The following is a 25,485-nucleotide window of genomic DNA, read 5'->3' as shown; positions in this document are numbered from 1 at the left end:
GCTCAGCCTCCGCGTAGGGCAGATCCCGCGGAGGGGAGCGGGTCAGCCGCGTTTCGGCGGCGGGAGGGGCAGGTCACGTCATGCGGACCAGATCCGGGCGCGGCGCCGCCCGAGGAAGATCGGCCGGCCGGGTCGTCGAGCCGGACAGGGAGCAGCAGGTCGCCGAGAGCTGTCTCGACGGCCGCTGGCTCGTGCTGGGCAAGGACGGCAGGCTGACCGCCTACGCGCGCTCCCGCACCGGGCTGCTGCGCTGGACGGAGACCAGGCCCGGTGGCCCGCACTGGTCGGAGCCGGATTTCATTCCGGTGCCCGACCTCACGGACCTCTCGGTAGCCCAGGGCGCGGACACCTATGTCCACTTCCTCGGGCGACGGGCCCGCGCGGGCGGCGAGGGCCTGCCCACCGTCGACATCGTCCACGCCATTCAGTACCAGACCGCCCGACCGGTCACCGAGTGGAGGTCGTTGGGCAATCCCCACCCACAGCGGGAGAAGGCCGCCCGTCTCGGCGCTCCGGTGGCCGCGGTGAGCCCGACCGGACGTGTTCACGTTCTCGTGCCCAACGCCGGGGGCGGCCTGATGCTGCGTCGCGAGGGGCCCAGCGGCAAATGGGATCCCTGGCTGGATCTCAAGGGCAGCGGCGTGCGGGACGGATTCACCGCGGTTGCTCACCCCTCGGGGCGGATCGAGGTGTTCGCGAGCAACGCGCAACTCGTGATGCGTTGGTCGCAACCCCGGGCCGACGGGGACTTCGTGCAGGAACCCAACCTCCCGTTGCGCGTGGCGGCCGGTACCGCCACGGTGCTGGAGACCGCGCCGGAGCGGTCGACCTACTTCTGGGCCGACGAGGACACCGGGCAACTCGTCGCCCACCGGGTCGGCGGCTGGGTGATCCCACTCGGCGGAGCCTCGAGCGGGGAACGGGTCGCGGTGCTGCGGGCGGTACTCGACGGCTACGACTGCACGGTGCTGGCCCATCGCGGACCCGACGGCGAGGTCATGGTGGCCGCCTGCGGCACCGAGAACGAAGGCGCGGGTCTGTGGTGGTCGCCGGCCGGTGGAGCGAGTGTGGGCGCGCCCGCGCTGGCTCTGGACGCGTACGGCAGGATCGTCCTCGCGTTGATCAGCCCCGACGGCAGGCTGCGCGTCGCGCGGCAGGGCACTGGTCCGGGACTGGCGTTCGATCCCCCGACGAGCGTCTGAGGAGTGCTGCGGGCGACGGCCCGACACGGTGACGAATCGTTTCGTTATCGTGTCCGGCCGCTGCCGTGCTTCCACCGGCGGTTCAGGAGGAGCCGCCACCCTTGGCGGGGGACTTCTTGGCCGACTCCGGAATGTCCTGGTCCTTGCGGAGCGCCTCCCAGAGCTGCTCCGCCTGCGGCTGGGCCGCCACCACCCGGTTGGGGTCCTGGGTGTCGTAGGCGACCGGCAGCATGATGGTCTCCATGCTGGACGGATCGACGCCGTTGAGGCTGCGTCCGAACTCGGCCAGCTTGGTCAGGGAGGCCAGGTCGGAGTCGGTGGTGAGCGCCGAGGTGAGCTGGTCCGCGATCTTGTAGGTCTTGGTGGGGCTGCCGAGCAGGTCCTGGCGCTTGATCTCACTCAGCAGAGCGAGCATGAACTGCTGCTGGAGACCGATGCGCCCGAGGTCGCTGCCGTCGCCGACGCCGTGCCGGGTGCGGACGAAAGCGAGGGAATCGGTGCCGTTCAGCTTGTGCGTCCCGGCGGTCAGGTCAAGACCGCTGGACGGGTCGTGGATGTCCTCCTCCACGGTGACCGTGACGCCACCGATGGCGTCGACCAGGTCCTTGAAGCCGGCGAAGTCGATCTCCATGTAGTGATCCATGCGGATGCCGGACATCTGCTCCACCGTCTTGACCACGCAGGCCGGACCGACCTGAGAGTAGATGGAGTTGAACATCACGCGCTTCGCCGAGGCGACCTCGCTGCCGTCCTGCTTCTTGCACTCGGGACGGGTGACGAGAGTGTCACGAGGGATGCTCACGGCCACGGCCTCCGTGCGGCCCTCCGGTATGTGCATCACCATCGCGGTGTCCGAACGCGCCCCGGCGACCTTGCCGGTGTTCAGTTCGGCGTTGTCCCCGGCACGGGAGTCGGAGCCCAGGACCAGGATGTTCTGGCCGGAGGTGGGCAGCTTCTCGGGGCGGTCGTCGCCTATCGCCTCGTTGATGTCGACGCCCTTGATGTTGCCGTTGAGGTCGCTGTACAACCAGTACCCGACACCGCCCACGACCAGCAGCAACAGGACGAGGCTCAGCCCGACCCAGCGCCAGGCGCGGCGCCGTTTGGGCGGCCGGGCCGACCGGCGGCCGGTGGGTGCACGCCTGGACCGGCGGGGGCTCGTCTCCGTCGGGGCGTGCGTCATGGACCTCGGTCCTCTCTTGTCGGCCGGAGCGCTTGTCCGGTCATGAATGCAGGGCACGAGTGGGGGGAGAGGCCGGGCCCCGCCGCGGCGATGGTCGCCGAAGCGTTTCCGAACTATAGACCGATTGCCCGATGGGTCGGTCGGTGGCACTGGACATCTTTCTGATGTCCGGTGTTCAGGGGCATGTCAGAGAGCAGTGTATTTTCTGTCATAAGTGACTGCTGTTGACAGCTATCGGGACCTTGGCGAAGATGTGGCGGTCCTGTGAACGTTGAAGTTTCGGTGTGGACGGCACTGGCCGGTCGGTCGGTGCCTGGTGTGGTCGTGAATCGAGCCCGGGGGGGCGCGAGGGCTCACGGTCACTGGTTACTCACTCCGGCACGGCTTGAGTGAGGAGAGGGTGGGTGGCTGTGCCGCTGCGTGCGTCGTCCTATGAGGTTCGGTGGCGTGACGACCGTATCTGACTTCACCGGGCATCAGACCGCTCCGAGCGTCGCGGCCCGGGAGGACGTCACGGCCCGACCGTGGCGCTCCGCCGCCAGTGCGCCCACGACGCTCACGGAGGAGCACGGCGACGTCTACGTCGAGCCGGGGCTGACTCCGCTGGCCGCCCGTGAGGCCAACCGCTCGGCACTCGTCGCCCTGCTCGACGCGGCCGGCGTCGGCCACTTCGCCGTACGCGGCACGGTCGACCACGGCACGGTCGTGGGCGTCGCCGAGGAGGACCGGGAGCGGGTGCTCCAGGCGGTTTTCCGCGGGCTCGGTCAGTACCCGGGTCACCTGACCGTCGTGGACCCGGACGCGCCCCGGCTCGCCAAGCCGGTCTCGTCGCGCGACCCGCGGGCCTGGCGTGAGGTGGTCGGCGCCAGGATCCTCCAAGTCAGCTGGTACCGCACCGACCCCGGCAGACACATGCTGCTCGGACACGAGTACGGCTGCGCCGTCGAGTTCTGGCAGCGGCAGGGCACGTACCTCGTCGCTCCACGCGCCAATCGCGCCACCTGGGCGGTGGCCGGCGAGGGGCAGAACGTCATGGGCGCGGCTCGGTTGTTCAGCCGCTTCGTGTCGGACTGGACCCCGGAACTCCTCGCACCGGCGCTGCCGACCCGGCCCGAGTTCCTGGTGAACTGCGCCGACGACATCGCCTTCCCCGTCGACGCCGTCTACACCTGGGTCGACGGCAACGACCCGGCGTGGAAGAGGCGCAAGGCGCAGGCCAAGGGCGAGGTCTACCACGCCGAGTCGGCGAGTGACGCGCGGTTCATCAGCCGGGATGAACTGCGCTACTCGATACGTTCGCTCCATCTGTTCGCGCCCTGGATCCGGAACATCTACGTCGTCACCGACGACCAGGTTCCGCAGTGGATGCGCGAGGACGTGCCCGGAGCCCGCATCGCCACCCATCGGGAGATCTTCCGCAACCCGGGGGACCTGCCCACGTTCAACTCGCACTCGATCGAGAGTCAGCTCCACCACATCGAGGGGCTCGCCGAGCACTTCCTCTACTTCAACGACGACATGTTCATCGGTCGCCCGGTCGCCCCCCACGCGTTCTTCACGCCGAGCGGGACGGCCCGCTACTTCCCGTCGCGCAACCGGATACCGCAGGGGCCGGTCGCCGAGACCGACACCCCGGTGGACGCGGCGTGCAAGAACAACAGGGCGCTACTGCACGAACGTTTCGGCAAGGTCATCACTCAGCCGATGGAGCACATCCCCTACGCCTTGCGACGCTCGGCGATGGAGGAGGCCGAACTGGAGTTCCCCGAGGCGTGGGCGCGTACGTCGGCCAGCAGGTTCCGGGCCATGACCGATCTCTCGCCCACCTCGTCGTTCGCTTTGTACTACGCGGCGCTGACCGGCCGGGCGCAGCCGGGGTCGATGCCCTTCACGTACATCCAGTTGGCCGTGCCCGACCTGGCGGACCGGCTGCAACGGCTGCTCGACGGCCGGGATCGGGACTCCTTCTGTCTCAACGACGCCTTCTCGACCCCCGAGGACACGGAGGCCCAGCAAGAGCTGCTGGACGACTTCTTCACCTCGTACTTCCCAACCCCCAGCCCCTTCGAACGATGAGACGGAGTTCATGACGTGCCCAATCCGACGTCGATGAGTTCCGCGGTCCATGTCTACCGAAGGTTCGTCCCCCAGCCGGTGCGCTCCGCGGCCGCGACCACCGTTCCCGCGGGCGTGCGGCGCAAGGTGAAGGGCGGCCTCGCGCGCACCCTGAGCCGCCGCGAGGCCCGCCTGCACCGCAGGGCCCTGCGTCGCGTCCGCCGTGCGGGCCTCGGGCAGTCCGAGCGTCGCACGCAGGCCCCCGACGGCAGGATCGGTCACGTGCACACCGGGCTCACCGTCGACCTCGCCCGCCGACTCGATCACGACCTGGTCACCCAAGCGCTGGACGCCGCCGAGGTGCCCTGGTTCGCGGTGCCCGCCCTCGACGACCGACGTCTGTGCCTCGCCGTGGAGGTGCGCGACAAGGGCACCGTGCGCCGGGTGCTGCGCGCCCTGCTGGAGGAACACACCGGCTACGTCGTCTCCGTGTCCCCGTCCGCGGCCGACACCCGTGAGATTCCGGGCAGTCACATGAAGGCCTGGAAGCACTACGGCAAGGCCAAGGTGATCCGTCTCACCTGGCTCCGCACCGATCCCACGGAGCACCTGTGGGTGGGTGAGGACCAAGGCATCGAGATCGAGTTCTGGACCGCCAACACCGACCTGCCCTACGAGCGGCTCATCGGTCCCCGCCCCAACCGGGTCCAACGTGCCGTACCCGCCGAGGCACCCGGCATCGAGATCGGCCTCGACCGGCTGTCCGGCTACTGCGACATCGACGGTGACATGGACCCGACGATCACACTCGAGAACTTCGACGTCGTACGGCTCGAGGAGATCACCTTCCCCGTGGACGCGGTCCTGCTGTGGCAGCACCCCACACCGTGGGGCGAGGAACTGCTGCGCGCCGCCCTGCGCTCCGTGCACCAGTACGCGCCGTGGACCGACGTCGTCCACGTGGTGGCCCAAGCGGAGCCGCCGGCCTGGCTGAAGACGGACGAGCGGATCAGCATCGTCCGCGCCGGGCCGGGGGCCGAGTGGCAGCTGGACCAGCTGCCCGACGTCGCCGAACACTTCCTGCTCATGCGTCCCGGCGCTCTGCTCGGCCGGCCGGTGCGCCCCTTCGACTACTTCACCCCCAGCGGCGGGACACGTCCGCGGCGTGGCCCCTGGAACGCGTCGGAGTCGTTCGCGGAATGGGTCCGCGCCGCCTATTCCGTCACGGGCCGGGCTGCCGGTCACGGCTACGCGGCGGGGCCCCAGCCGTACCGGGCCGACATCTTGACCCGGCTCGGAGAAGCGGGGGCGCGATCCCTTCCCCTGGCCAACGACCAGGCCATGCCCCGCGTGCCCGGAACCCACCCCATGGACGGCATGGTCCACCACTTCGGACACGTCGCAGGTCTCGCCGACCCGTCGGGGGAGGCATCGGTGGCGCTCCATGCGGCGCTGCCCGGCATCCGCACCGACCTGGAACGGTTGCTCGTGCGGCGTGACACGCAACAGATCCAGTTCTTCGGTCTCGGCACGGACGAGGCGAGGTCCCGAGGAGGGACCGGTGCCGTCGTCAGCTTCCTGCACCAGTACTACCCCGTCCCCAGCGTCTTCGAGTACGACCGCCCGCAGACCGACACAGAGCCGGACAGACATTCGTGAGCACAGGCAACCCCGAGGCCTCCGCCGCGGTAGGGGCGTATCGCAGCCTGGTCCCGGCGGGCATCAGACGCCGTATCGCACGCCGCGTCCCGATACGGCTGCGCACGGTACTCAAGCACCTGCTTCGACGACTGCACGCTCTCTCCCTCGCGTCCCGGCTGTTCCGTGGCTTCCGGGCCCGCCGCCGTTGGCCGCATCTCTTCCGTGCGGAAGAGCGGCTCGCGGCCCTCGCCGGGCCCGGCGACCGGATCGCTCTGGTCCGGCCCACCGTCTCCCCGCTCGGCCTGCGTGAGGCCAACCTCGAACTGGTCGTGACCGCGTTGGAGGAGGCAGGGGTCGACTACTTCGCCATCCGTGGAAACTCCGACTTCCGTTCCGCCCTGGCCGTCGCGGAGTCCGATCGCGAGCAGGTGGGCCGGGCTCTGGAGCGATGTGCCGCGCACAGCCCCGTCTACGTGCGTGCGTGCCGGGGCGAGACACCGCAGGCCCGGGCGGTGCTGGCGGGCTCACGCCCCGGTCGGCAACAAGCCCGGAACGCCGCGGTCCTCCAGATCGGCATGGTCTGGAGCGACCCCACCGGTTCACTGGTACTCGGACTCGAGCACAGCTGCGACATCGAGTTCTGGAAGCCCGAGGCCGGACGCCTCGTGGCGCCGCGCCCCAACCGCGTCACCGAGGACGTGTCGATACGCGAGGCGCGCGTCACCGTGCCGGTCAGCCGGCTGACCGGCTTCGCCGCACTGCACACCAGACGCACCCGTTCGGTGCGCACAGTTCAAGCATGCGCCGACGCGCTGCCCGAGGACGTGCGCTTCCCGATCGACGTCGTCTACACGTGGGTCGACGGCAACGACCCCGCCTGGCAGCGCCGCCGCAGTGCCTACGACGGCGGCTACCACACCGAGTCGGCGAACGCGGCCCGCTACATCAGCCGCGACGAACTGCGCTATTCGCTGCGGGCACTGGAGCAGAACGCCCCCTGGGTCAGACACGTCTACCTGGTCACGGACGGGCAGCGTCCGGCCTGGCTCAACGACAGCCATCCGCGCCTGACCGTCGTCGACCACTCCGAGATCTTCGCCGATCCGGCAGCGCTGCCCACCTTCAACTCGCATGCCATCGAGAGTCGGCTCCACCACATCCGGGGCCTGTCCGAGCACTTCCTCTACCTCAACGACGACATGTTCCTGGGCCGTCCCGTCACGCCGCAGGACTTCTTCCTGTCGAACGGCATGACCCGGACCTTCTTCTCGCCGTCCCAAGTACCCCGTTGGAGCCCGAGCCCGGTGGACCGTCCGGTCGACGCGGCCGGCAAGAACAACCGGCGGCTCCTCTTGGAAAACTTCGGTTCGGTGATCGTCCAGAAACTCCGGCACGCACCCTACGCACTGCGGCGGAGTGTGCTGGAGGAGATAGAACGCGAGTACCGCGAGGCGCACTGGCAGACATCGCACAGCCGGTTCCGAAGCCCCACCGACATCTCCATCCCGTCGTCGCTGTACCACTATTACGCCTACTTCACGGGCCGCGCGGTGCCGTCTGACATCCGGTTCGCCTATCTGGACCTGGCCAGGCCCGAGGTGGCACGACGGCTGGGCATTCTGCTGGCCCGCCGCGACCGGCAGGCGTTCTGCATCAACGACACGTTGTCCGACGGTCACGACATCGACCGTCAGACGGAGATGCTCGGCACGTTCCTCAGCTCCTATTACCCGGTACCCAGTCCCTTCGAGCGGAAGGAGCGCGAGGTCCGGTGAAGATCTCCTTCCTGATCAACAACATCTACGGCATCGGCGGTACCAACAGAACGGTCATCAACCTCGCCGAGGCGCTCGCCGTTCACCATGAGGTGGAAATCGTCTCGGTCTTCCGGCGGGCGAACACCACCAAGTTCGAGATCTCACCGCGCATCGGCGTCCGGGCCCTCGTCGACCTGCGTCCCGGTTCGTCCGACCGGGGTGCCGTCGGCAGCGACGAACCGAGCGAAGTGGTACCGCGGCAGGAGGAGTTCTTCGCCCAGTACAACCGGTTCACCGACGAGCGCATCATCCGGGACCTGCGCAAGACCGACGCCGACGTGGTGGTCGGTACCCGGCCGAGCCTCAACCTTTTCGTGGCCGCCCACACCCGGGAGGGCGCACTGCGCGTCGCCCAGGAGCACATGACGCACCTCGCCATCCCGCCGGCGGTGCGTGCCGAGATGGCCCGGGTCTACCCGCGGCTGGACGCGATCACGACGGTCACCGAGGCCGACGCCAAGTCCTTCATGGAGAACACGCCGATCCCCGGTATCACCGTGGTCGGCATCCCCAACAGCGTGCCCCGACCGTCTGTGCAGCCCTCCGACTGCACGCGCAAGATCGTGGTCAGCGCCGGCCGCATGCACCACATCAAACGCTACGATCTGCTGATTCGCGCCTTCGGCAGTCTTGCCGAGGAATTCCCCGACTGGCAGCTGCGCATCTACGGCGACGGTGGCGAGGCCGGAAAGCTGCGCGCGCTCGTCACCGAACTGGGGCTGGCCGGCCGGGTGCTGCTCATGGGCGGGTTCTCGCCCATCGACTCCGAGTGGGCGAAGGGTTCCATCGCCGCGGTCACCTCCAGCGCGGAGTCCTTCGGTATGACGTTGGTGGAGGCGATGCGGTGCGGACTGCCCGTGGTATCCACCGACTGCCCGGTCGGTCCCCGGGAGATCCTCCGCGACGGCGAGGACGGTTTTCTGGTGCCCACCGGCGAAGTGGCGGGGATCGCCTGGGGACTGCGGCGCCTCATGGCCGACGAGGTCCTTCGTCGTGACATGGGGGAGGCGGCTCTGCGCAACGCCGCCCGCTACGACCCGGCGGCCGTCGCGGACCGCTACGTGGGGCTCTTCGAGGACGCTGCCCGCCGTCGCGCCGCCGCTGTCCGCGGGTACCGCGCGCCGACCGGAGCCCGCCGGACGGCGGCTCCGGCCACCGTCCCTCCCGTGAGCGTCGGCGCGGCGACCGTGGACGTCGTCGCCGACGGCGCGGGCTGGCTGCGCTTCACCGCCGAAGGCCCGGGGGACGGCCGTCACCGCTGGCAGTTCGTGCTGCGCCACAAGCCGTCCGACGGCAATCGGAAGCCCGACGTACCCGTACGGACCTCTCGCACCCACCTCGACAACGGAGGCACCCGGTACACGGCTGCGCTCGGCCCGTCCGCCCTCGACGAACTCGGTGACGGACGCTGGCAGGTGACGATGCGTTCGGTCAAGGCGAGGACTGTGCACATGAAGGCGGGCATCCGGGACACACGGGCACTGATCGACGCACGCGCGGAAGTGGTGGGCCGCCCGCCGACCGGACCGGTCGCCTGGAACCTCCCGTACGCCCAGCCCAACGGCCGGCTCATGTTGCGCACGGTGCTGCGCGAGGAGCACGCCGAGTGCGCGAACGTCGAGTTGGGGGACGGCGCCATCACGCTGCGCGGCGTACTGTGCGGGGGCCGCCGGATCGAGCCGGGTGCGCTGTTCGTCGTGAGCCGCCGTGGTCCCCACGGTAAGAACTTCACCGTGCCCGTGCAGGTCCTCGGTCGCCATGCCTTCCGGGCGGAGGTGCCGGTGCGACGCGTCGTCGACCACCGGCTGGAACGCTGGGAAGACTGGGACTGGTGGCTGCAACCGGACCCGAACGACCGGCGCAAGGTCCGTGTGTGCCACCTGCTGGAGGACTTCCCGGACGTCAAGGGCGCCTACGCGTACCCGTCCGTGCCGCTGGCCGGGGACGCGGTCTCGGAACTCGCCGTGGTGCATCCGGCCCGGCCGGTGTGGGTGCGGCCCTACTGCTCCGCCTCAGGAGCCATGGCCATGAACGTGGTCGACCGCTAGGAATGGAAATCCAGTGAACCGAACCATCTTCGTCCTCGGGGACTCCGTGCCCGCTCCGCGGACGGACCAAGAGGCCCCGATGGCGGGCTGGGGGCAGAAGATCGAGGACCTCCTGGTGGGGCCTGTCGCCGTGGCCAACTACGCCCGCAGCGCGATGACCACTCGGAAGTACTTCACCGAACGCTTCCCCGCGATGCTGAACCGCATGCGGCGCGGGGACGTCGTACTCATCGGGTTCGGCTGCGTGGACCACATGATCCACAACGGCACGCGGTATGTGCCGGTACCTGAATACCAGGAGTTCCTGCGCCTGTTCGTTCAGTACGTGCACGCGGAGGGCGGCACACCCGTCCTGGTCACCCCGTGTGCGCGCTACGCCTTCTCCAGCGCCGGAGAGGTGCTCAACACGCTGGGGCCCTACCCGCGGGCGATGCTGGAGGTCGCACGGGAGTTCGGGGCACCGGTGGTCGATCTGACGAGCCGCACCATGGAACTGTGGGCCGAGATGGGCCCCACCCGGTTGCGTCATTACTTCTGCTGGACCGACGCGGGGGAACACCCGCTGCATCCCGAGGGCGTCATCGACTCGACCCACCTGAACCACACCGGCGCCTATGAAGTCGCGCGTATCGTGGTCGCGGGACTGTGCAATCTGGGTGTCCTCGACAAGGCGGACGTGGACGTCACGGCGCTCATGACACCACCGGCCCTGCCGCCGGTCTCGACCGAGTTCACCATCCAGTCCCCCGAGTCGGCGTTGCACTACGCGCAGCCGGTGGGCGAGCCGCCCGCCATCTCCAAGCCGGCGGCCGGCGGACTGGCCGGTCCCATGGTGAAGTTCTCCGGCAACGCCTCGCCCGGTACCGACTACGTCCTCCTCTTCGAGCGGGGGCAGTACCTCGGAGGTGCCCAGGTGGGCGGCACCGGTCAGTGGACCTGGCGCCGCTCCGTCAACTGGGAGGCCGGCGAGCACATCGTCCACTGTGTCGGACTGCGTGGCGACGGCTGTTCCCCCGTGCTGGAACATCGCTTCACCGTGCAGACAGAGGTGGCGGCGCCGACGGTTTCCGCTCCCGTCGACGGAGCGTTCTCCGGGCCTCGACCGCGTTTCTCGGGGAAGGCCCAACCCGGCACCACCAAGGTCGTACTGATGGAACGAGGCATCCTCATAGGAGCCACCGGCGTCAACGAGAACGGGGAGTGGGCGTTCAGTCACGCACACCCCTGGCGGTCCGGTACTCACACGGTCGATGTCGTCGCCTTGTTCGGAGCGACGGAGTCGGCGCCGACCAGCACCACCTTCAAGGTCGTCGGTATCCCGGAGAACAGTCCCATCCGCTCATTCGGCGTATCGCGCCACGCGTGCGGCGACGTCTGCGAGCACCGGCCCTTCAGCGGCGACTGGTAGTCACGCCGGGCAGCCGGTCGGAAGCCGAACGGGCCGCACCGGACTTCCCGGTACGGCCCGTTCGCGCGTGGCGGGGCGATGCTACGCCGGAACCGACGCCACCCCCGCCGCCAGGAACCGCTTCCCGTTCACCCGCTCCGAGACGCCCTCCCGGTCCAGGTACGGCGTGATGCCGCCCAGGTGGAAGGGCCAGCCGGCGCCGGTGATCAGGCAGAGGTCGATGTCCTGGGCCTCGGCGACGACGCCCTCGTCGAGCATCAGGCCGATCTCCTGGGCCACCGCGTCGAGCACCCGCGCCCGCACCTGCTCCTCGGTGAGGACGGTGTCGCCCTGCTTGAGGAGGGCGGCGACCTCGGGGTCCAGCTCCGGCTTGCCGCTGTCGTAGACGTAGAAGCCGCGCTTGCCCGCCTCGACGACCGCCTTCAGGTTCGGGGAGACCGTGAAGCGCTCGGGGAAGGCCCGGTTGAGGGTCTCCGAGACGTGCAGGCCGATGGCCGGGCCGACCAGCTCCAGCAGGACCAGCGGGGACATCGGCAGGCCGAGGGGCTCGACCGCCTTCTCCGCCACCGGCACCGGGGTGCCCTCGTCGATGACGTTCTGGATCTCGCCCATGAAGCGGGTCAGGATGCGGTTCACGACGAACGCCGGGGCGTCCTTCACGAGGACCGCGGTCTTCTTCAGCTTCTTGGCGACGCCGAACGCCGTGGCCAGCGAGGCCTCGTCGGTCTGCTCGCCGCGGACGATCTCCAGGAGGGGGAGGATCGCGACCGGGTTGAAGAAGTGGAAGCCGACGACCCGCTCGGGGTGCTTGAGCTTCGACGCCATCTCCGAGACGGAGAGGGAGGAGGTGTTCGTGGCGAGGATCGCGTGCGCGGGGGCCACCGCCTCGACCTCGGCGAACACCTTCTGCTTGACGCCCATCTCCTCGAACACGGCCTCGATGACGAAGTCCGCGTCCGCGAAGCCCTCGGCCTTGTCCAGGACGCCGGTGACCAGGGCCTTGAGGCGGTTGGCCTTGTCCTGGTTGATGCGGCCCTTGCCGAGCAGCTTGTCGATCTCGGCGTGGACGTAGCCCACACCCTTGTCGACGCGCTCCTGGTCGATGTCCGTGAGGACGACCGGGACCTCCAGGCGGCGCAGGAAGAGCAGCGCGAGCTGGGAGGCCATCAGGCCGGCGCCGACCACGCCCACCTTCGTCACCGGACGGGCCAGCGACTTGTCGGGCGCGCCCGCCGGGCGCTTGCCGCGCTTCTGGACCAGGTTGAAGGCGTAGATGCCGGAGCGCAGTTCGCCGCCCATGATGAGGTCGGCGAGGGCCCGGTCCTCGGCGTCGTAGCCCTGCTGCAGGTCGCCGTTCTTGGCGGCGGCGATGATGTCCAGGGCGCGGTAGGCGGCCGGGGCGGCGCCGTGCACCTTGCCGTCGGCGATGAAGCGGCCCTTGGCGACGGCCTGGTCCCAGGCCTCGCCGCGGTCGATCAGCGGACGCTCGACGGTGATCTCGCCCTTGAGGACGGACGCCGTCCACAGCAGCGACTGCTCCAGGAAGTCCGCGCCCTCGAAGATCGCGTCCGCGATGCCGAGTTCGAAGACCTGCTTGCCCTTGAGCTGCTTGTTCTGGTTGAGGCTGTTTTCGATGATGACCGAGACGGCCTTGTCGGCGCCGATCAGGTTCGGCAGCAGCGTGCAGCCGCCCCAGCCGGGGACCAGGCCGAGGAAGACCTCGGGGAGGGAGAAGGCGGGGAGGGCCGCCGACACCGTGCGGTAGGTGCAGTGCAGGCCGATCTCCACGCCGCCGCCCATGGCCGCGCCGTTGTAGTACGCGAAGGAGGGCACCGCGAGGTTCGCCAGGCGCTTGAGGACGTCGTGGCCGCCCTTGCCGATGGCCAGCGCGTCCTCGTGCCGCTTCAGCAGCTCGACGCCCTTGAGGTCGGCGCCGACCGCGAAGATGAACGGCTTGCCGGTGACGCCGACGCCGACGATGTCGCCGTCCGCGGCCTCCTTCTCGACCTGGTCGAGCGCGGCGTCGATGTTCGCCAGCGACTGCGGGCCGAGCGTGGTCGGCTTGGTGTGGTCGTGGCCGTTGTCCAGGGTGATGAGCGCGAAGCGCCCGGCGCCCAGGGGGAGGTCGAAGTGGCGCACGTGGGCGCTGGTGACGACCTCGCCGGGGAACAGCTCGGCCGCACCCTTCAGCAGCTCTGCGGTGGTGCTCACTTGTCCCCCTCGAAGTGCGGGTTCTCCCAGATGACCGTCGCGCCCATGCCGAAGCCGACGCACATGGTGGTCAGGCCGTAGCGGACGTGCGGCTGCTCCTCGAACTGGCGGGCCAGCTGCGTCATCAGGCGGACGCCGGAGGAGGCCAGCGGGTGACCGAAGGCGATGGCGCCGCCGTACTGGTTGACCCGGGCGTCGTCGTCGGCGATGCCGTAGTGCTCCAGGAACGCGAGGACCTGGACGGCGAAGGCCTCGTTGATCTCGAACAGGCCGATGTCGGAGATGGACAGCCCGGCCTGGGCCAGGGCCTTCTCCGTGGCCGGGATCGGGCCGTAGCCCATGACCTCCGGCTCGACGCCCGCGAAGGAGTACGAGACCAGGCGCATCTTGACCGGGAGGTTGTTCTCCCGGGCGAAGTCCTCGCTCGCGATCAGGGAGGCGGTGGCGCCGTCGTTGAGACCGGCCGCGTTGCCCGCGGTGACCCGGCCGTGCACGCGGAACGGCGTCTTCAGGCCCGCCAGGTTCTCCAGCGTGGTGCCGGGGCGCATCGGCTCGTCCGCCGTGACCAGGCCCCAGCCCGTCTCGCCGGCCTCTTCGTTGGTGCGGCGCACCGAGACCGGCACCAGGTCGGCCTGGATCTGGCCGTTGGCGTACGCCTTGGCGGCCTTCTCCTGGGAGCGCACGGCGTACTCGTCGGCGCGCTGCTTGGTGATGCTCGGGTAGCGGTCGTGCAGGTTCTCCGCGGTCATGCCCATGAACAGGGCGGACTCGTCGACCAGCTTCTCGCTGACGAACCGCGGGTTCGGGTCGACGCCCTCGCCCATCGGGTGGCGGCCCATGTGCTCGACACCGCCCGCGATCGCCACGTCGTACGCCCCGAAGGCGACCGAGCCGGCCACCGTGGTGACGGCGGTCAGGGCGCCGGCGCACATGCGGTCGATGGAGTAGCCCGGGACCGAGGTGGGCAGGCCCGCCAGGATGCCGGCGGTGCGGCCGATGGTCAGGCCCTGGTCACCGATCTGCGTGGTCGCGGCGACGGCGACCTCGTCGATCTTCTTGGGGTCGAGGCCGGGGTTGCGGCGCAGCAGCTCCCGGATCGCCTTCACGACCAGGTCGTCGGCGCGGGTCTCGTGGTAGACGCCCTTCGGGCCCGCCTTGCCGAACGGGGTGCGGACGCCGTCGACGAAGACGACGTCCCTGACGGTACGAGGCACGATGGCTCTCCTCCAGGGTGCGGGATGGCACTGCTGCGACACGCACGCATGCACTGAGCGCGCGCTCAGTCCCATGCTACTTATGAGTAACGTAGCTGCCCAGTCCCCCCGGCGGGAGCGGCGAAGGTCACACCCCCGGCACGCCCCCGTCACTCCACCGGCGGACCGCTCACCCGGGCGGCCCGCCCCCGGGTCGCCCCGGGCCGCCGTACCTCACCGCGACCTTGGCCGGAATCCGCCGCTCCTGCTACGACGCCTCCCGGCTCAGCGCCGCCACCAGCACCGGTGTCACCTGCTCCACCTGCCAGGGCCGGGCCCCGTGTCCGGCCAGCGCCGCGCCCACCGACTCGGCGTCGACCACCGCGGGCGGTTCCCAGCAGACCCGGCGCACCGTGTCCGGCGTGATCAGGTTCTCCTGGGGCATGCCCAGCCGCTCGGCCAGCGCCGTCACCGCGGCGCGCGCCGCGGTCAGCCGGGCCGCGGCGGCCGGGTCCTTGTCGGCCCAGGCCCGCGGCGGCGGCGGGCCGGTCACCGGCTGGCCGGGCTGCGGCAGCTGCGACTCGGACAGCGCCCTGGCCCGGTCGACCGACAGCTGCCACTGCTCCAGCTGCCGGCGGTTCACCCGCCCGAAGCCGTTCAGCGCGGCCAGCGCGTGCGCGTTGGGCGGCAGCGCGAGCGCGGCCTCGACGATGGCCGCGTCCCCGAGCACCTTGCCAGGAGAGACGTCCCGGCGCTGCGCGATCCGGTCCCGGGCCTGCCACAGCTCCCGCACCACGGCGAGCTGGCGGCGCCGGCGCACCTTGTGCATGCCGGACGTACGACGCCAGGGGTCCTTGCGCGGCTCGGGCGGCGGGGCCGACGCGATCGCGTGGAACTCCTGCCGGGCCCACTCGAGCTTGCCCTGGCGGTCCAGCTCCTTCTCCAGGGCGTCCCGCAGGTCGACCAGCAGCTCGACGTCGAGCGCGGCGTAGCGCAGCCAGGGCTCGGGCAGCGGGCGGGTCGACCAGTCGACGGCCGAGTGGCCCTTCTCCAGGACGAAGCCCAGGACGTTCTCCACCATGGCGCCGAGGCCGACGCGCGGGAACCCGGCGAGCCGTCCGGCCAGCTCGGTGTCGAAGATGCGGGCGGGGATCATCCCTATTTCCCGCAGGCACGGCAGGTCCTGGGTGGCCGCGTGCAGCACCCACTCCGCGTCGGCGATCGCGGCGCCGAGGCCGGAGAGGTCGGGACAGGCCACCGGGTCGATCAGCGCCGTGCCCGCGCCGGCGCGGCGCAGCTGCACCAGGTACGCGCGCTGGCCGTAGCGGTACCCGGAGGCGCGCTCGGCGTCGACGGCGACGGGGCCGCTCCCGGCGGCGAAGGCGGCGGTCACCTCGGCGAGGGCGTCCGCGTCGGCGATCACCGGCGGAATGCCCTCGCGCGGTTCGAGCAAGGGGGTCGGCGCCTGACTCGCAGAAGATCCGGCGTCGTCCGGAGGGGCGCCTCCGGTGGTGCGCAGTGGACGGTCTGCTGCGGTTTCGTGGGCGTCGGTCACCTGTCAAGGGTATCGGTGGATCGACCGAGCCCGCCGACGGAACGTTCCGTCGGCGGGCTTCGGGGGGTCGTAAACCAGTCAGGTCAGTGAAAGTTCGGTGTCATGTGAGCGGCGGCAGGGGAGTGCGGGGGAGTAGGGAGCGGGAGTCGGGGCGGTCAGTGGATGATGCCCGTGCGCAGGGCCACCGCCACCATCCCGGCGCGGTCGCCCGTGCCGAGCTTGCGGGCGATACGGGCCAGGTGGCTCTTGACGGTGAGGGCGGACAGGCCCATCGAGACGCCGATCGCCTTGTTCGACTGACCCTCCGCGACCAGCCGCAGCACCTCGACCTCGCGGCCGGACAGTTCGCGGTAGCCGCCCGGGTGGCTCGGGGCGCCCGGGGGACGGCGGTGCAGGCGGGCGGCGGCAGCGCCGATGGGGGCGGCGCCCGGCCGGGTGGGGAGCCCGACGTTGGTGCGGGTGCCGGTGACGACGTAGCCCTTGACGCCGCCGGCCAGGGCGTTGCGCACGGCGCCGATGTCGTCGGCGGCGGACAGGGCGAGGCCGTTGGGCCAGCCCGCGGCGCGGGTCTCCGACAGCAGGGTCAGGCCGGAGCCGTCGGGGAGGTGGACGTCGGCGACGCAGATGTCGCGGGGGTTGCCGATGCGGGGACGAGCCTCCGCGACGGACGAGGCCTCGATGACGTCGCGCACACCGAGCGCCCACAGATGGCGAGTGACGGTGGATCGGACGCGCGGGTCGGCCACGACCACCATGGCGGTCGGCTTGTTCGGGCGGTAGGCGACCAGGCTTGCAGGCTGCTCGAGGAGAACGGACACCAGGCCTCCTGGGGTGCGGGGACGGGGCCGGCTCATGGGGGAAGCCGGGACGAACCGTGCTTTCAAGGTCACAGTCGTCTTCGGCACCGAAGGCGTCCGCCTTTAGAGAATGATCACGATCTGGTGAGTAACAATCCGAGCAATTCGGACACGCTGTCGATCATTCGAAGATCGAACGGTTTCGCACTTTGTCGATACGAGCCCGAAAGTTGTCGTGTCGACAAAGTGACGGAACCCCGTCCGGGCGTGCGGGGCCCCATGCCCGGAACGAGGAACGACCGCTGGTGGGATCAGCGCGACTGCGGGCCGCGCCGCTGGGGCAGCGTCACGACCGAGGCGTCACCCGGGGCCGCCGGGGGCAGGCCCGCGACCTGGGCCAGCAGGTCGCACCACGAGGACAGGTGCGCCGCGGTGTCCGGGACGCCGCCCAGGCCCTCGCGCGGTGTCCAGGACGCCCGGATCTCGATCTGCGAGGCGGACGGGCGCGCCGAGAGCCCTCCGAAGTAGTGGGAACTCGCACGCGTGACCGTGCCGCTGGGCTCGCCGTACGCCAGCCCGCGGGCCTGGAGGGCGCCGGTCAGCCAGGACCAGCACACGTCCGGCAGCAGCGGATCCGCCGCCATCTCCGGTTCCAGCTCGGCCCGCACCAGCGTCACCAGGCGGAAGGTCCCGTGCCAGGCGTCGTGCCCGGCCGGGTCGTGCAGCAGCACCAGCCGCCCGTCCGCCAGGTCCTCGTCGCCGTCGACGACCGCGGCCTCCAGCGCGAACGCGTGCGGGGCGAGCCGCTGCGGTGCGCGGGTCGCCTCCACCTCGACCTGCGGCCGAAGCCGCGCGGCCCGCAGCGCCTCCACGGCGGCCGCGAAGGCCGGCGGTGCCGTGCTTCCGCCGTTCCCGCCGCTTCCGCCACTTCCGTGGTGACTCCCCTTGTGCCGGGCCTCTTCCTCGGTCCCCTTCGCGTCGTCCATTCCGCCAGCGCCGTCCGACAGTCGTCCCTGAGCCGCAGCCATGCGGGGAACATTAAGCGGAACGGCGGCCCGGCGCAGGGAGGGACACCCGCGTGCGGGCGCGATGTCCGGATCACGCGGCCTCGCGGGGGCGCGCGGGAGCCGCCCCACCCGTGGTCCGGTGCCGTCCGGGGGGCATGCGAGACTTGCCGGTGTGAGTGCCAACCAGAGCCCCGCGGGCCAGCAGCCGACCGCCACGTACGACTCCGCGTTCCTCAGGGCGTGCAGGCGTGAGCCGGTGCCGCACACCCCCGTCTGGTTCATGCGGCAGGCCGGGCGCTCACTGCCGGAGTACCTGAAGGTGCGCGAGGGCATCCCGATGCTGGAGTCCTGCACGCGTCCGGAACTCGTCGCCGAGATCACCCTCCAGCCGGTGCGCCGGCACGGCGTGGACGCGGCGATCTACTTCAGCGACATCGTGGTCCCGCTCAAGGCCATCGGCATCGACCTCGACATCAAGCCAGGTGTCGGCCCGGTCATCGCGAACCCGATCCGCAGCCGCGCGGACCTGGCCCGGCTGCGCGACCTCACCCCCGAGGACGTCACCTACGTCACGGAGGCCTTCGGCCTGCTCACCCGCGAGCTGGGCGCCACCCCGCTGATCGGTTTCGCCGGTGCGCCGTTCACCCTCGCGAGCTACCTCGTGGAGGGCGGCCCGTCCCGCAACCACGAGCACACCAAGGCCCTGATGTACGGCGACCCGCAGCTGTGGGCCGACCTGCTGGACCGCCTCGCCGACATCACGGCCGCCTTCCTCAGGGTGCAGATCGAGGCGGGGGCGAGCGCCGTCCAGCTCTTCGACTCCTGGGTCGGCGCGCTGGCCCCGGCGGACTACCGCCGCTCGGTGCTGCCCGCCTCCCGCAAGGTGTTCGAGGCCGTCTCCGGGTACGGCGTGCCGCGCATCCACTTCGGCGTCGGCACCGGCGAGCTGCTCGGCCTGCTCGGCGAGGCCGGCGCGGACGTCGTCGGCGTCGACTGGCGCGTCCCGCTGGACGAGGCGGCCCGCCGCGTCGGCCCCGGCAAGGCGCTCCAGGGCAACCTGGACCCGGCCGTCCTCTTCGCCGGCCGGGAGGCGGTCGAGAGCAAGGCCCGCGAGATCCTGGACACGGCGGCGGGCCTGGAGGGCCACGTCTTCAACCTCGGCCACGGCGTCCTGCCGACCACCGACCCGGACGCCCTGACCCGCCTCGTGGAGTACGTCCACACCCAGACCGCCCGCTGACGCACTCCGTCCCGGAGGTTCCGCCTCAGCGCGCCTGCGTGTCCGTCAGGACCTCCGCCGCGGCCATCCCCGAGGCGGCGCTCGCGCCGTGGGTGAAGATCTGGGCGGCCGCGGCGGTGGCGGTGCCCGGCAGGCCCATCTCGACCACGATCGCGTCCGGGCGGGCGGCGGTCAGGCCGGTCACGGCGCGGCTCATCCAGGCGTGCCGGGCGGCGTCGCGGGCGACGATCACCAGCGGGCGTCCCACGGCCGGTTCGAGGGCGCAGCTCTCCAGCGCGACCGTCCCCTCCTCCAGCTCCTGCCCGCGCACCCGTACGGAGGTCGTGCCGGGCAGCCGCTCCGCGAGCGGTCCGGCCACGCCCCACGGGGTCTCCTTGCCGATGGCCATGTTGGTCACCGGGGCCAGCTCGACCACGTGCGGCGCGGCGGTCAGCGGCAGGGCGGCCCGTGCGGCGCCGGTGAGCCGCAGCGCCCGGCGGGCGGCGACATGCCCGATGCCGTCCCCGGTCGCGTCCTGCGCGGCCCCGGCCGCCCGCAGCCCGGCCGACCAGCGGGCGAACTCCCGTACCCGGTCCGCCGCCTCGGCCAGCCGCTCCTCGGCCAGCTCCCCGCCCGTCACCGCGGCGGTCAGCGCCTTGACCAGGAGCGCGACGGTGGCCTCCTCGGCGCTCTCGCCGCCCACGCAGACGGCGTCCACCCCGGCGGCGACCGCCTTCACGGTGGCGCCGTCGATGCCGTACCGGCGGGTGACGGCGCCCATCTCGATGGCGTCGCTGACGACCAGGCCGTCGAAGCCCAACTCCTCGCGCAGCAGCCCGTGCAGGATCCGCCGGCTCAGCGTGGCCGGCAGGTCGGGGTCGTAGGCGGGCACCAGCAGGTGGCCGCTCATGACCGCGCGCACGCCGGCCGCGACGGCGGCCCGGAACGGGGGCAGCGCCTGGGCGGCGATCTCGTCGGCCCCGGCCGGGTAGGCGGGCAGGTCGTGGTGGGAGTCGACGGCGACGTCCCCGTGGCCGGGGAAGTGCTTGGCGCAGGCGGCGACGCCGGACGACTGGAGCCCGCGGATCCACGCGGCGGTGTGCCGGGAGACCACCTCGGGGTCCGAGCCGAAGGAGCGCACGCCGATGATCGGGTTGTCCGGGTTGGAGTTGACGTCGGCGCTCGGCGCGTAGTCGAGGCTCACCCCGGCGGCGCGCAGCTGCCGGCCGAGGTCGGCGGCGACCGCTTCGGTCAGCTCCGCGTCGTCGACGGTGCCGAGGGCGAAGTTGCCCGGCCGGGAGGACCCGGTGGCGGACTCGATGCGGGTGACGTCACCCGCCTCCTCGTCGATCGCGACGATCAGGTCGGGGTTCTCGGCGCGCAGTTGCGCGGTCAGCCGGGCGACCTGTTCGGTGGAGACGATGTTGCGGGAGAAGAGCACGACGGAGGCCAGTCCGTCGCCGATGTCGCGCAGGATCCAGTCGGGGGCCTCGGTGCCCACGAAACCCGGCTGCAGGACGGAGAGCGCGAGCCGACGCAACTCGCTGCTGTGCTGGTTGGAGGACATCGGGCGCGCCTTTCGGGTGACTTCCTGGTATAGACCAAGGGGGTGCGCGTTCAGGTTAACCAGACGTGTCAAGGGCGCCTTTCATGACTGGGAAGTAACAACTCGCCTCGTCGGGGCGGGTGTTGACACCCCACCTTGGTCTAGTCCATTGTGAGGCGCAAGTTCGGCGAGGGACGGATGTGACGTCGGTTTCCGCGCCGGGCACCTGCCGCGGCCGGACTGCGAAGTCCCCCGCCGTGGCGACGACTTCCGTACGACGACATCCGTGACGACCACCCCGGACCTCGCCCCGCCGCCGCCCCGTGCCGCGAGCGGGCCCCGCTGCCACCACCCGACCTCATGTGCGACGGCCCGACCACCGTCGTACACACCGCCGTTGCCCGCCCGGGGGACGGCGAGGAGCTGGAGCACCACATGGCGACGCCCGATTCCTACCTCCACCGAGCCCCGTCGGACCTGCCCTACTTCAGTGCGGACGCCGACACCTACCTGGCCCGCACCCAGCTGCGCGACCTCGACAAGACACGTCCGCTGCGGGTGCTGTCCGAGGAGGACTTCGCCCACTGGCAGACGTACGGCTACGTCGTCGTGAAGGAGGCGATACCCGCCGACTCCGCACGCCGACTGCTCGACTTCGCCTGGGAGTTCCAGGGCCTGGACCCCGAACGCCCCGACACCTGGTACCAGGACCGCGAGTACCGCTCCGACCTCGACCGGGAACTGCACATCTACGGCTTCGTCGAGGCCTACCACCACCAGCTCATCTGGGACAGCCGCCAGACGCAGCGCGTCTACGACGCCTTCGTCGACGTGTGGGACTGCGAGGAGCTGTGGGTCACCCTGGACCGGCTCAACCTTAACCCGCCCAACGTGGGCAACCGCGACCGCGCGCTCATCGACAAGCCCGACCGCGGCTTCGACATCGAGCTGCACTGGGACGTCGACACCTCCCTCGGTGTCCTGCCGCAGCGCGTCCAGGGCATCATCGCGCTCAACGACACCAAGCCCGACCACGGCGGCTTCCAGTGCTGCCCCGAGCTGTTCCGGCGCTTCGACCGCTGGAAGGCCCTCCAGCCCGACGACCGCGACCCCATCCGGCCCGCGATCGACCGCGAGGACATGCCCGTCGTACGGCCCGACCTGGAGGCCGGCGACCTGCTCATCTGGAACGGCCTGCTGGCCCACGGCGTCGCCCCCAACGTCTCCGGCGAGGGCGTGCGCGCGGTGCAGTACCTGTCGATGATGCCCGCGCTGGAGACCCACCGCACCCTGCGCGACTCCCGGATCGACTCCTGGCGCACCCTGGCCACCCCCGACTGGAACGCCACCCTCCTCGGCGACGCCCACCGGCACGAGTCCGAGCGCTACGGCCCCGCCGAACTGACCGAACTCGGCGCCAAGCTGCTGGGCCTGAAGTCCTGGCACCCCGGCACCGACGGCAGCGACGGACACGAGGCCACCGGGGACGGCGCATGCGCAGCATCTGCCTGACCCTGCCCACCAACCGGCACTGCCCGGACACCGTCGCGGCCCTCGGCGCGGAAGCCGCCTACGCCGCCGACCACTTCGACATCGATGTCCACCTGCTGGTGCTCGACTCCTGCCCGCCCGCGGACCGCGCCGCCCACGCCGCCGCGTTACGGCGCCTGCCGGCGCACCCCCGGATCACCGCCCACCACCTCGACGAGGCCGCCCAGCGCGACTTCCTGGCCCGGGTCACGGCACGCTCCGGCAGCGCCAAGCCCGAACTGCTCCTCGACCTGATGCTCCCCGACGGACTGTCCTACGGCGCCTGCACCAACCGCGCCTTCCTGATCGCGGCCGCGCTCGGCTGCGAGTCCGTCCACCGCAGGGACTCCGACAGCCGCTACCAGCGCGTGGACGGCCGTACGGTCTTCCCCGTCCACCACGAGCTGCTGTCGCTGGGCGAACGCGCCGCGGACGCCGCGGCACGCGTCACCGAGCCGGTCGCCCTCCCGGACGACCTCCTGCGGCGGCGGGTCGCCATGGTCGGCAGCTCCTTCGTGGGCGAACTGTCCGTCGACATCGCGCAGATACGGGACGCCGACCCCGCTGTCTACCACGACGTCGTCTCCCTGTGGGCGCCCGAGGGCTGGTCCGCCGAGCAGAAGCGCGCACTGGTCGAGGAGTCCTTCACCGGCGCGGGCACCGAGCCCTTCGCGGCGGACCGCTCGCTGCTGACGGTGGTCGACCCGATGCGCGTGGACATGTGCAACATCGCCTTCCACGGCCCGACGGTCAGCGAACGCGTGCCGCTGCCGCCCGCCCGGGACACCATCGGCAGCGACTACTTCCTCATCCACCTCGTGCACGACGCCCGGCTGCCGGGCGTGCTGCACAACCGGAACATCGTCAACTACTACACCGGCGAACGCCGGACGGGCCCCGGCTTCCTCGCCTACCAGACGCGCTGGGCCAAGTTCCTGCTGTCGATGCTCTACTTCCACCACGTCTACGACCGCATGGCCGAGGCGGGCGACACGCTGCTGGACGAGCACGGCCGGGCCCGGCCCGCCGCCGTCGCCGCCCTGGCCCGCGAGAGCACCGGCCTGGACACCGCGGAGAACGTCCGCCGGCTCGACGCCCTCGACACCGCGTACCGCCGGCTCGGCGGCCGGTACGCCGAGTTCGCCGACCTCCTGGCCGGCCGCCGCGCCCGGCTGCTCGACGAGGCGCGCGGCGACATGACCGACTTCGCGCTGCTGACGGAGGCGTGGGAGCCGATGGTGGCCGCGGCCCGGGCCACCCCCGTCCCGCCGCCCGCGGGACAGCCCCGGTGAGCGCGGTGACGGCCGCGGACCTCAGCGCACCCCTGGCCGCCGCCCTCGCCGCCGCCACCGAGGACCGGCTCGTGTACGACCTGGCCGGCATCGAGCGGCGCCACGACACGCTGCGCCGCGAACTGCCCGGCGTACAGGTGCGGTTCGCGACGAAGGCCTGCCCGGTCGACGAGGTGATCGCCGCCCTCGCCCGCCGGGGCGCCGGCGCCGACGCGGCCAGCCCCGGCGAGATCGAGCAGGCGCTGCGGGCCGGGGTGCCCGCCGGGCGCGTGCACTACGGCAACACCGTCAAGTCCGACCGGAACATCGCCGAGGCGTACCGGCTCGGCGTGCGCACCTTCGCCACCGACAGCCTCCAGGACGTGGCCGCCCTCGCCGCCCACGCCCCCGGCGCCCGCGTGTTCTGCCGGGTGGCGACCGGCGGGGCGGGCGCGGTGTGGGGACTGAGCAACAAGTTCGGCTGCCCGCCCGGCGACGCCGTCCAGGTGCTGGCCGCGGCCCGGGACGCCGGGCTGGTACCGGCAGGCCTGTCCGTGCACGTCGGCTCCCAGCAGATGACCGGCGAGGCCTGGCACGGCGCCGTGGAGGACCTGGGCGAGGTGCTGCGCGCCCTCGGCCGGCGCGGCATCCGCGTCGACCACGTCAACCTCGGCGGCGGCCTGCCCGCGCTCGGCTACCGCGACCGGCGCGGCATCCCGCTCGACCCGCCGCTGGACAAGATCTTCGCGGTGATCAGGGAGGGCATGGACGAACTGCGCCGGATCCACGGCGGCCCCCTGGAGTTCGTCGTCGAACCCGGGCGGCACCTGGTCGCCGACCACGGCGCGATCCGCGCCCACGTCGCCCGCCTCACCCGGCGCCGGGCCGCGAACGGCGAACGGCAGCACTGGCTCTACCTGAGCTGCGGCAAGTTCAACGGCCTGTACGAGATGGACGCCCTGCAGTACCGGCTGGTCTTCCCCGGCCACCCGGACGGCCCGTACGTCCCGGCCGTCGTCGCCGGACCCAGCTGCGACAGCGACGACGCCTACTCCCACGAGGAGGGGCTGGTCCCGGTGCCCGAGGCGCTGGCGTCCGGCGACCCGGTCTGGGTGCTGTCCAGCGGCGCCTACGCGACCAGCTACACCACCCAGGGCTTCAACGGCTTCGCCCCGCTCCCGTACGCCTTCGCGGGCCGCCCGGAGGGGAGCGCCGCCGATGACTGAGACCGTGCGCGTGCGCCCCCTCGCCGCCGGGGACTGGGACGCGGTCGTGGCGCTGGAGCGGGACGCCTACACCGGCCTCGGCCTGTCGGAGGGCCGGGCCGCGCTCCAGTCCCGGGCGGCGGCGTCACCGGACACCTGCTTCGTGGCGGACGTCGGCGCCCGTACGGCCGGTTACCTGCTCGCGCTGCCCTATCCGCCGCACCGCTACCCGGACCTGACGCGGACGGAGGGGCCGCCGGGCGGGCCGCCCGCGTCCGGGCCCGGGAACCTCCACCTCCACGACATCGTCGTCGCACCGGGGCTGCGCCGCAGGGGAGTCGCGCGGCGCCTCCTGCACCACCTCACCGCCACCGCACGGGCGCGCGGGGACGAACGGATCTCCCTGGTCGCCGTGGGCGGCACCGAGCCGTTCTGGTCGGCGCGCGGCTTCGTCGCCGAACCGGGAGTGGTGCCCGCCGGTGCGTACGGCGGCGGCGCCGTCTACATGTCCAGGCCGGTGACGGCCGCCCGGCAGACCGGTGCCCGCCCGTCCCTCTCCCCGCCCGCCCGCACCCTGCGCGAAGTGAGCTGATTGCG

Annotated in this window: 18 protein-coding genes; 11 read left to right on the top strand and 7 right to left on the bottom strand. The window is 71.5% G+C overall.

Going from position 1 to position 25,485, the window contains the following annotated elements; genetic code table 11:
- The first annotated feature begins 80 nt into the window (after positions 1-80).
- On the top strand, positions 81-1,202 hold the full coding sequence (locus K7854_RS06670) for a PLL family lectin (protein WP_226025424.1): 1,122 nt from the start codon (positions 81-83) through the stop codon (positions 1,200-1,202).
- Between the two features lie 82 nt (positions 1,203-1,284).
- Here the strand turns inward: K7854_RS06670 and K7854_RS06665 are convergent, their stop codons facing one another.
- On the bottom strand, positions 1,285-2,385 hold the full coding sequence (locus tag K7854_RS06665; RefSeq protein WP_226025423.1) for an LCP family protein: 1,101 nt from the start codon (positions 2,383-2,385) through the stop codon (positions 1,285-1,287).
- Positions 2,386-2,817: 432 nt separating this feature from the next.
- On the opposite strand from K7854_RS06665, the gene K7854_RS06660 reads away from it, so the two are divergent.
- Genes K7854_RS06660 through K7854_RS06640 form a run of 5 tightly spaced genes read left to right on the top strand, consistent with a single transcriptional unit; the run spans position 2,818 to position 11,354 of the window.
- Complete coding sequence (locus K7854_RS06660) at positions 2,818-4,461, top strand: stealth family protein (protein WP_264086981.1); 1,644 nt, start codon at positions 2,818-2,820, stop codon at positions 4,459-4,461.
- Between the two features lie 15 nt (positions 4,462-4,476).
- The gene (locus K7854_RS06655) at positions 4,477-6,099 is read left to right on the top strand and encodes a sugar phosphotransferase (RefSeq protein ID WP_226025421.1); all 1,623 of its coding nucleotides are present in this window, start codon (positions 4,477-4,479) and stop codon (positions 6,097-6,099) included.
- The gene (locus K7854_RS06650; RefSeq protein ID WP_226025420.1) at positions 6,096-7,856 is read left to right on the top strand and encodes a stealth family protein; all 1,761 of its coding nucleotides are present in this window, start codon (positions 6,096-6,098) and stop codon (positions 7,854-7,856) included. Before K7854_RS06655 ends, K7854_RS06650 begins: the two co-directional genes overlap by 4 nt.
- Positions 7,853-9,946: a glycosyltransferase family 4 protein gene (locus K7854_RS06645; protein ID WP_226025419.1), complete on the top strand. Its 2,094-nt coding sequence runs from the start codon at positions 7,853-7,855 to the stop codon at positions 9,944-9,946. The genes K7854_RS06650 and K7854_RS06645 overlap by 4 nt, the downstream gene beginning before the upstream one ends.
- Before the next feature lie 13 nt (positions 9,947-9,959).
- Complete coding sequence (locus K7854_RS06640; RefSeq protein ID WP_226025418.1) at positions 9,960-11,354, top strand: GDSL-type esterase/lipase family protein; 1,395 nt, start codon at positions 9,960-9,962, stop codon at positions 11,352-11,354.
- An 81-nt stretch (positions 11,355-11,435) separates the two neighbouring features.
- On the opposite strand, the gene K7854_RS06635 is transcribed toward K7854_RS06640, so the two are convergent.
- The 5 genes from K7854_RS06635 to K7854_RS06615 form a co-directional block, all read right to left on the bottom strand.
- Entirely contained in the window at positions 11,436-13,565 is a 2,130-nt protein-coding gene (locus tag K7854_RS06635; protein ID WP_226025417.1) for a 3-hydroxyacyl-CoA dehydrogenase NAD-binding domain-containing protein, read from the bottom strand.
- Positions 13,562-14,779: a thiolase family protein gene (locus tag K7854_RS06630; RefSeq protein WP_226025416.1), complete on the bottom strand. Its 1,218-nt coding sequence runs from the start codon at positions 14,777-14,779 to the stop codon at positions 13,562-13,564. The genes K7854_RS06635 and K7854_RS06630 overlap by 4 nt, the downstream gene beginning before the upstream one ends.
- Before the next feature lie 247 nt (positions 14,780-15,026).
- Positions 15,027-16,313, bottom strand: coding sequence for a ribonuclease D (locus tag K7854_RS06625; protein WP_226025415.1), 1,287 nt, complete (start codon positions 16,311-16,313; stop codon positions 15,027-15,029).
- A gap of 155 nt (positions 16,314-16,468) precedes the next feature.
- Entirely contained in the window at positions 16,469-17,131 is a 663-nt protein-coding gene (locus tag K7854_RS06620; protein WP_003972894.1) for a response regulator transcription factor, read from the bottom strand.
- A 290-nt stretch (positions 17,132-17,421) separates the two neighbouring features.
- Positions 17,422-18,138 (bottom strand): DUF3000 domain-containing protein, encoded by a 717-nt coding sequence (locus K7854_RS06615; protein ID WP_226025414.1) that lies wholly within the window; start codon positions 18,136-18,138, stop codon positions 17,422-17,424.
- Positions 18,139-18,289: 151 nt separating this feature from the next.
- Here K7854_RS06615 and hemE point away from each other — a divergent pair, with 151 nt between their 5' ends.
- Positions 18,290-19,357: a uroporphyrinogen decarboxylase gene (gene hemE / locus K7854_RS06610; RefSeq protein WP_226025413.1), complete on the top strand. Its 1,068-nt coding sequence runs from the start codon at positions 18,290-18,292 to the stop codon at positions 19,355-19,357.
- 25 nt (positions 19,358-19,382) lie between these two features.
- Here hemE and K7854_RS06605 read toward each other — a convergent pair whose 3' ends face one another.
- Positions 19,383-20,903 (bottom strand): glycoside hydrolase family 3 protein, encoded by a 1,521-nt coding sequence (locus tag K7854_RS06605; RefSeq protein WP_226025412.1) that lies wholly within the window; start codon positions 20,901-20,903, stop codon positions 19,383-19,385.
- A gap of 414 nt (positions 20,904-21,317) precedes the next feature.
- On the opposite strand from K7854_RS06605, the gene K7854_RS06600 reads away from it, so the two are divergent.
- From K7854_RS06600 to K7854_RS06585, 4 genes are read left to right on the top strand one after another with little or no spacing between them, the layout of a single operon-like run.
- Positions 21,318-22,394 (top strand): phytanoyl-CoA dioxygenase family protein, encoded by a 1,077-nt coding sequence (locus K7854_RS06600; protein ID WP_226025411.1) that lies wholly within the window; start codon positions 21,318-21,320, stop codon positions 22,392-22,394.
- Positions 22,376-23,704 (top strand): DUF6271 family protein, encoded by a 1,329-nt coding sequence (locus K7854_RS06595; RefSeq protein ID WP_226025410.1) that lies wholly within the window; start codon positions 22,376-22,378, stop codon positions 23,702-23,704. The genes K7854_RS06600 and K7854_RS06595 overlap by 19 nt, the downstream gene beginning before the upstream one ends.
- A complete protein-coding gene (locus tag K7854_RS06590; RefSeq protein ID WP_226025409.1) occupies positions 23,701-24,909 on the top strand; it encodes a type III PLP-dependent enzyme domain-containing protein in 1,209 nt (402 codons plus the stop codon). The genes K7854_RS06595 and K7854_RS06590 overlap by 4 nt, the downstream gene beginning before the upstream one ends.
- The gene (locus K7854_RS06585; protein WP_226025408.1) at positions 24,902-25,480 is read left to right on the top strand and encodes a GNAT family N-acetyltransferase; all 579 of its coding nucleotides are present in this window, start codon (positions 24,902-24,904) and stop codon (positions 25,478-25,480) included. The genes K7854_RS06590 and K7854_RS06585 overlap by 8 nt, the downstream gene beginning before the upstream one ends.
- The last annotated feature ends 5 nt before the right edge of the window (positions 25,481-25,485 follow it).

Origin of the sequence: Streptomyces hyderabadensis, from assembly GCF_020404845.1 — a bacterium.
GTDB lineage: Bacteria > Actinomycetota > Actinomycetes > Streptomycetales > Streptomycetaceae > Streptomyces > Streptomyces hyderabadensis.
The sequence above is the reverse complement of the archived record's forward strand: the minus strand, read 5'-3'. Positions and strand labels throughout refer to the sequence as shown.

What these genes read in the sequence shown, in the direction of transcription:
- K7854_RS06670 (WP_226025424.1), top strand. Translation starts at nt 81, where the DNA reads ATGCGGACCAGATCCGGGCGCGGCGCCGCCCGAGGAAGATCGGCCGGC.
- K7854_RS06665 (WP_226025423.1), bottom strand. Translation starts at nt 2,385, where the DNA reads ATGACGCACGCCCCGACGGAGACGAGCCCCCGCCGGTCCAGGCGTGCA.
- K7854_RS06660 (WP_264086981.1), top strand. Translation starts at nt 2,818, where the DNA reads ATGAGGTTCGGTGGCGTGACGACCGTATCTGACTTCACCGGGCATCAG.
- K7854_RS06615 (WP_226025414.1), bottom strand. Translation starts at nt 18,138, where the DNA reads ATGGCTGCGGCTCAGGGACGACTGTCGGACGGCGCTGGCGGAATGGAC.
- K7854_RS06605 (WP_226025412.1), bottom strand. Translation starts at nt 20,903, where the DNA reads ATGTCCTCCAACCAGCACAGCAGCGAGTTGCGTCGGCTCGCGCTCTCC.
- K7854_RS06600 (WP_226025411.1), top strand. Translation starts at nt 21,318, where the DNA reads ATGGCGACGCCCGATTCCTACCTCCACCGAGCCCCGTCGGACCTGCCC.
- K7854_RS06595 (WP_226025410.1), top strand. Translation starts at nt 22,376, where the DNA reads ATGCGCAGCATCTGCCTGACCCTGCCCACCAACCGGCACTGCCCGGAC.
- K7854_RS06585 (WP_226025408.1), top strand. Translation starts at nt 24,902, where the DNA reads ATGACTGAGACCGTGCGCGTGCGCCCCCTCGCCGCCGGGGACTGGGAC.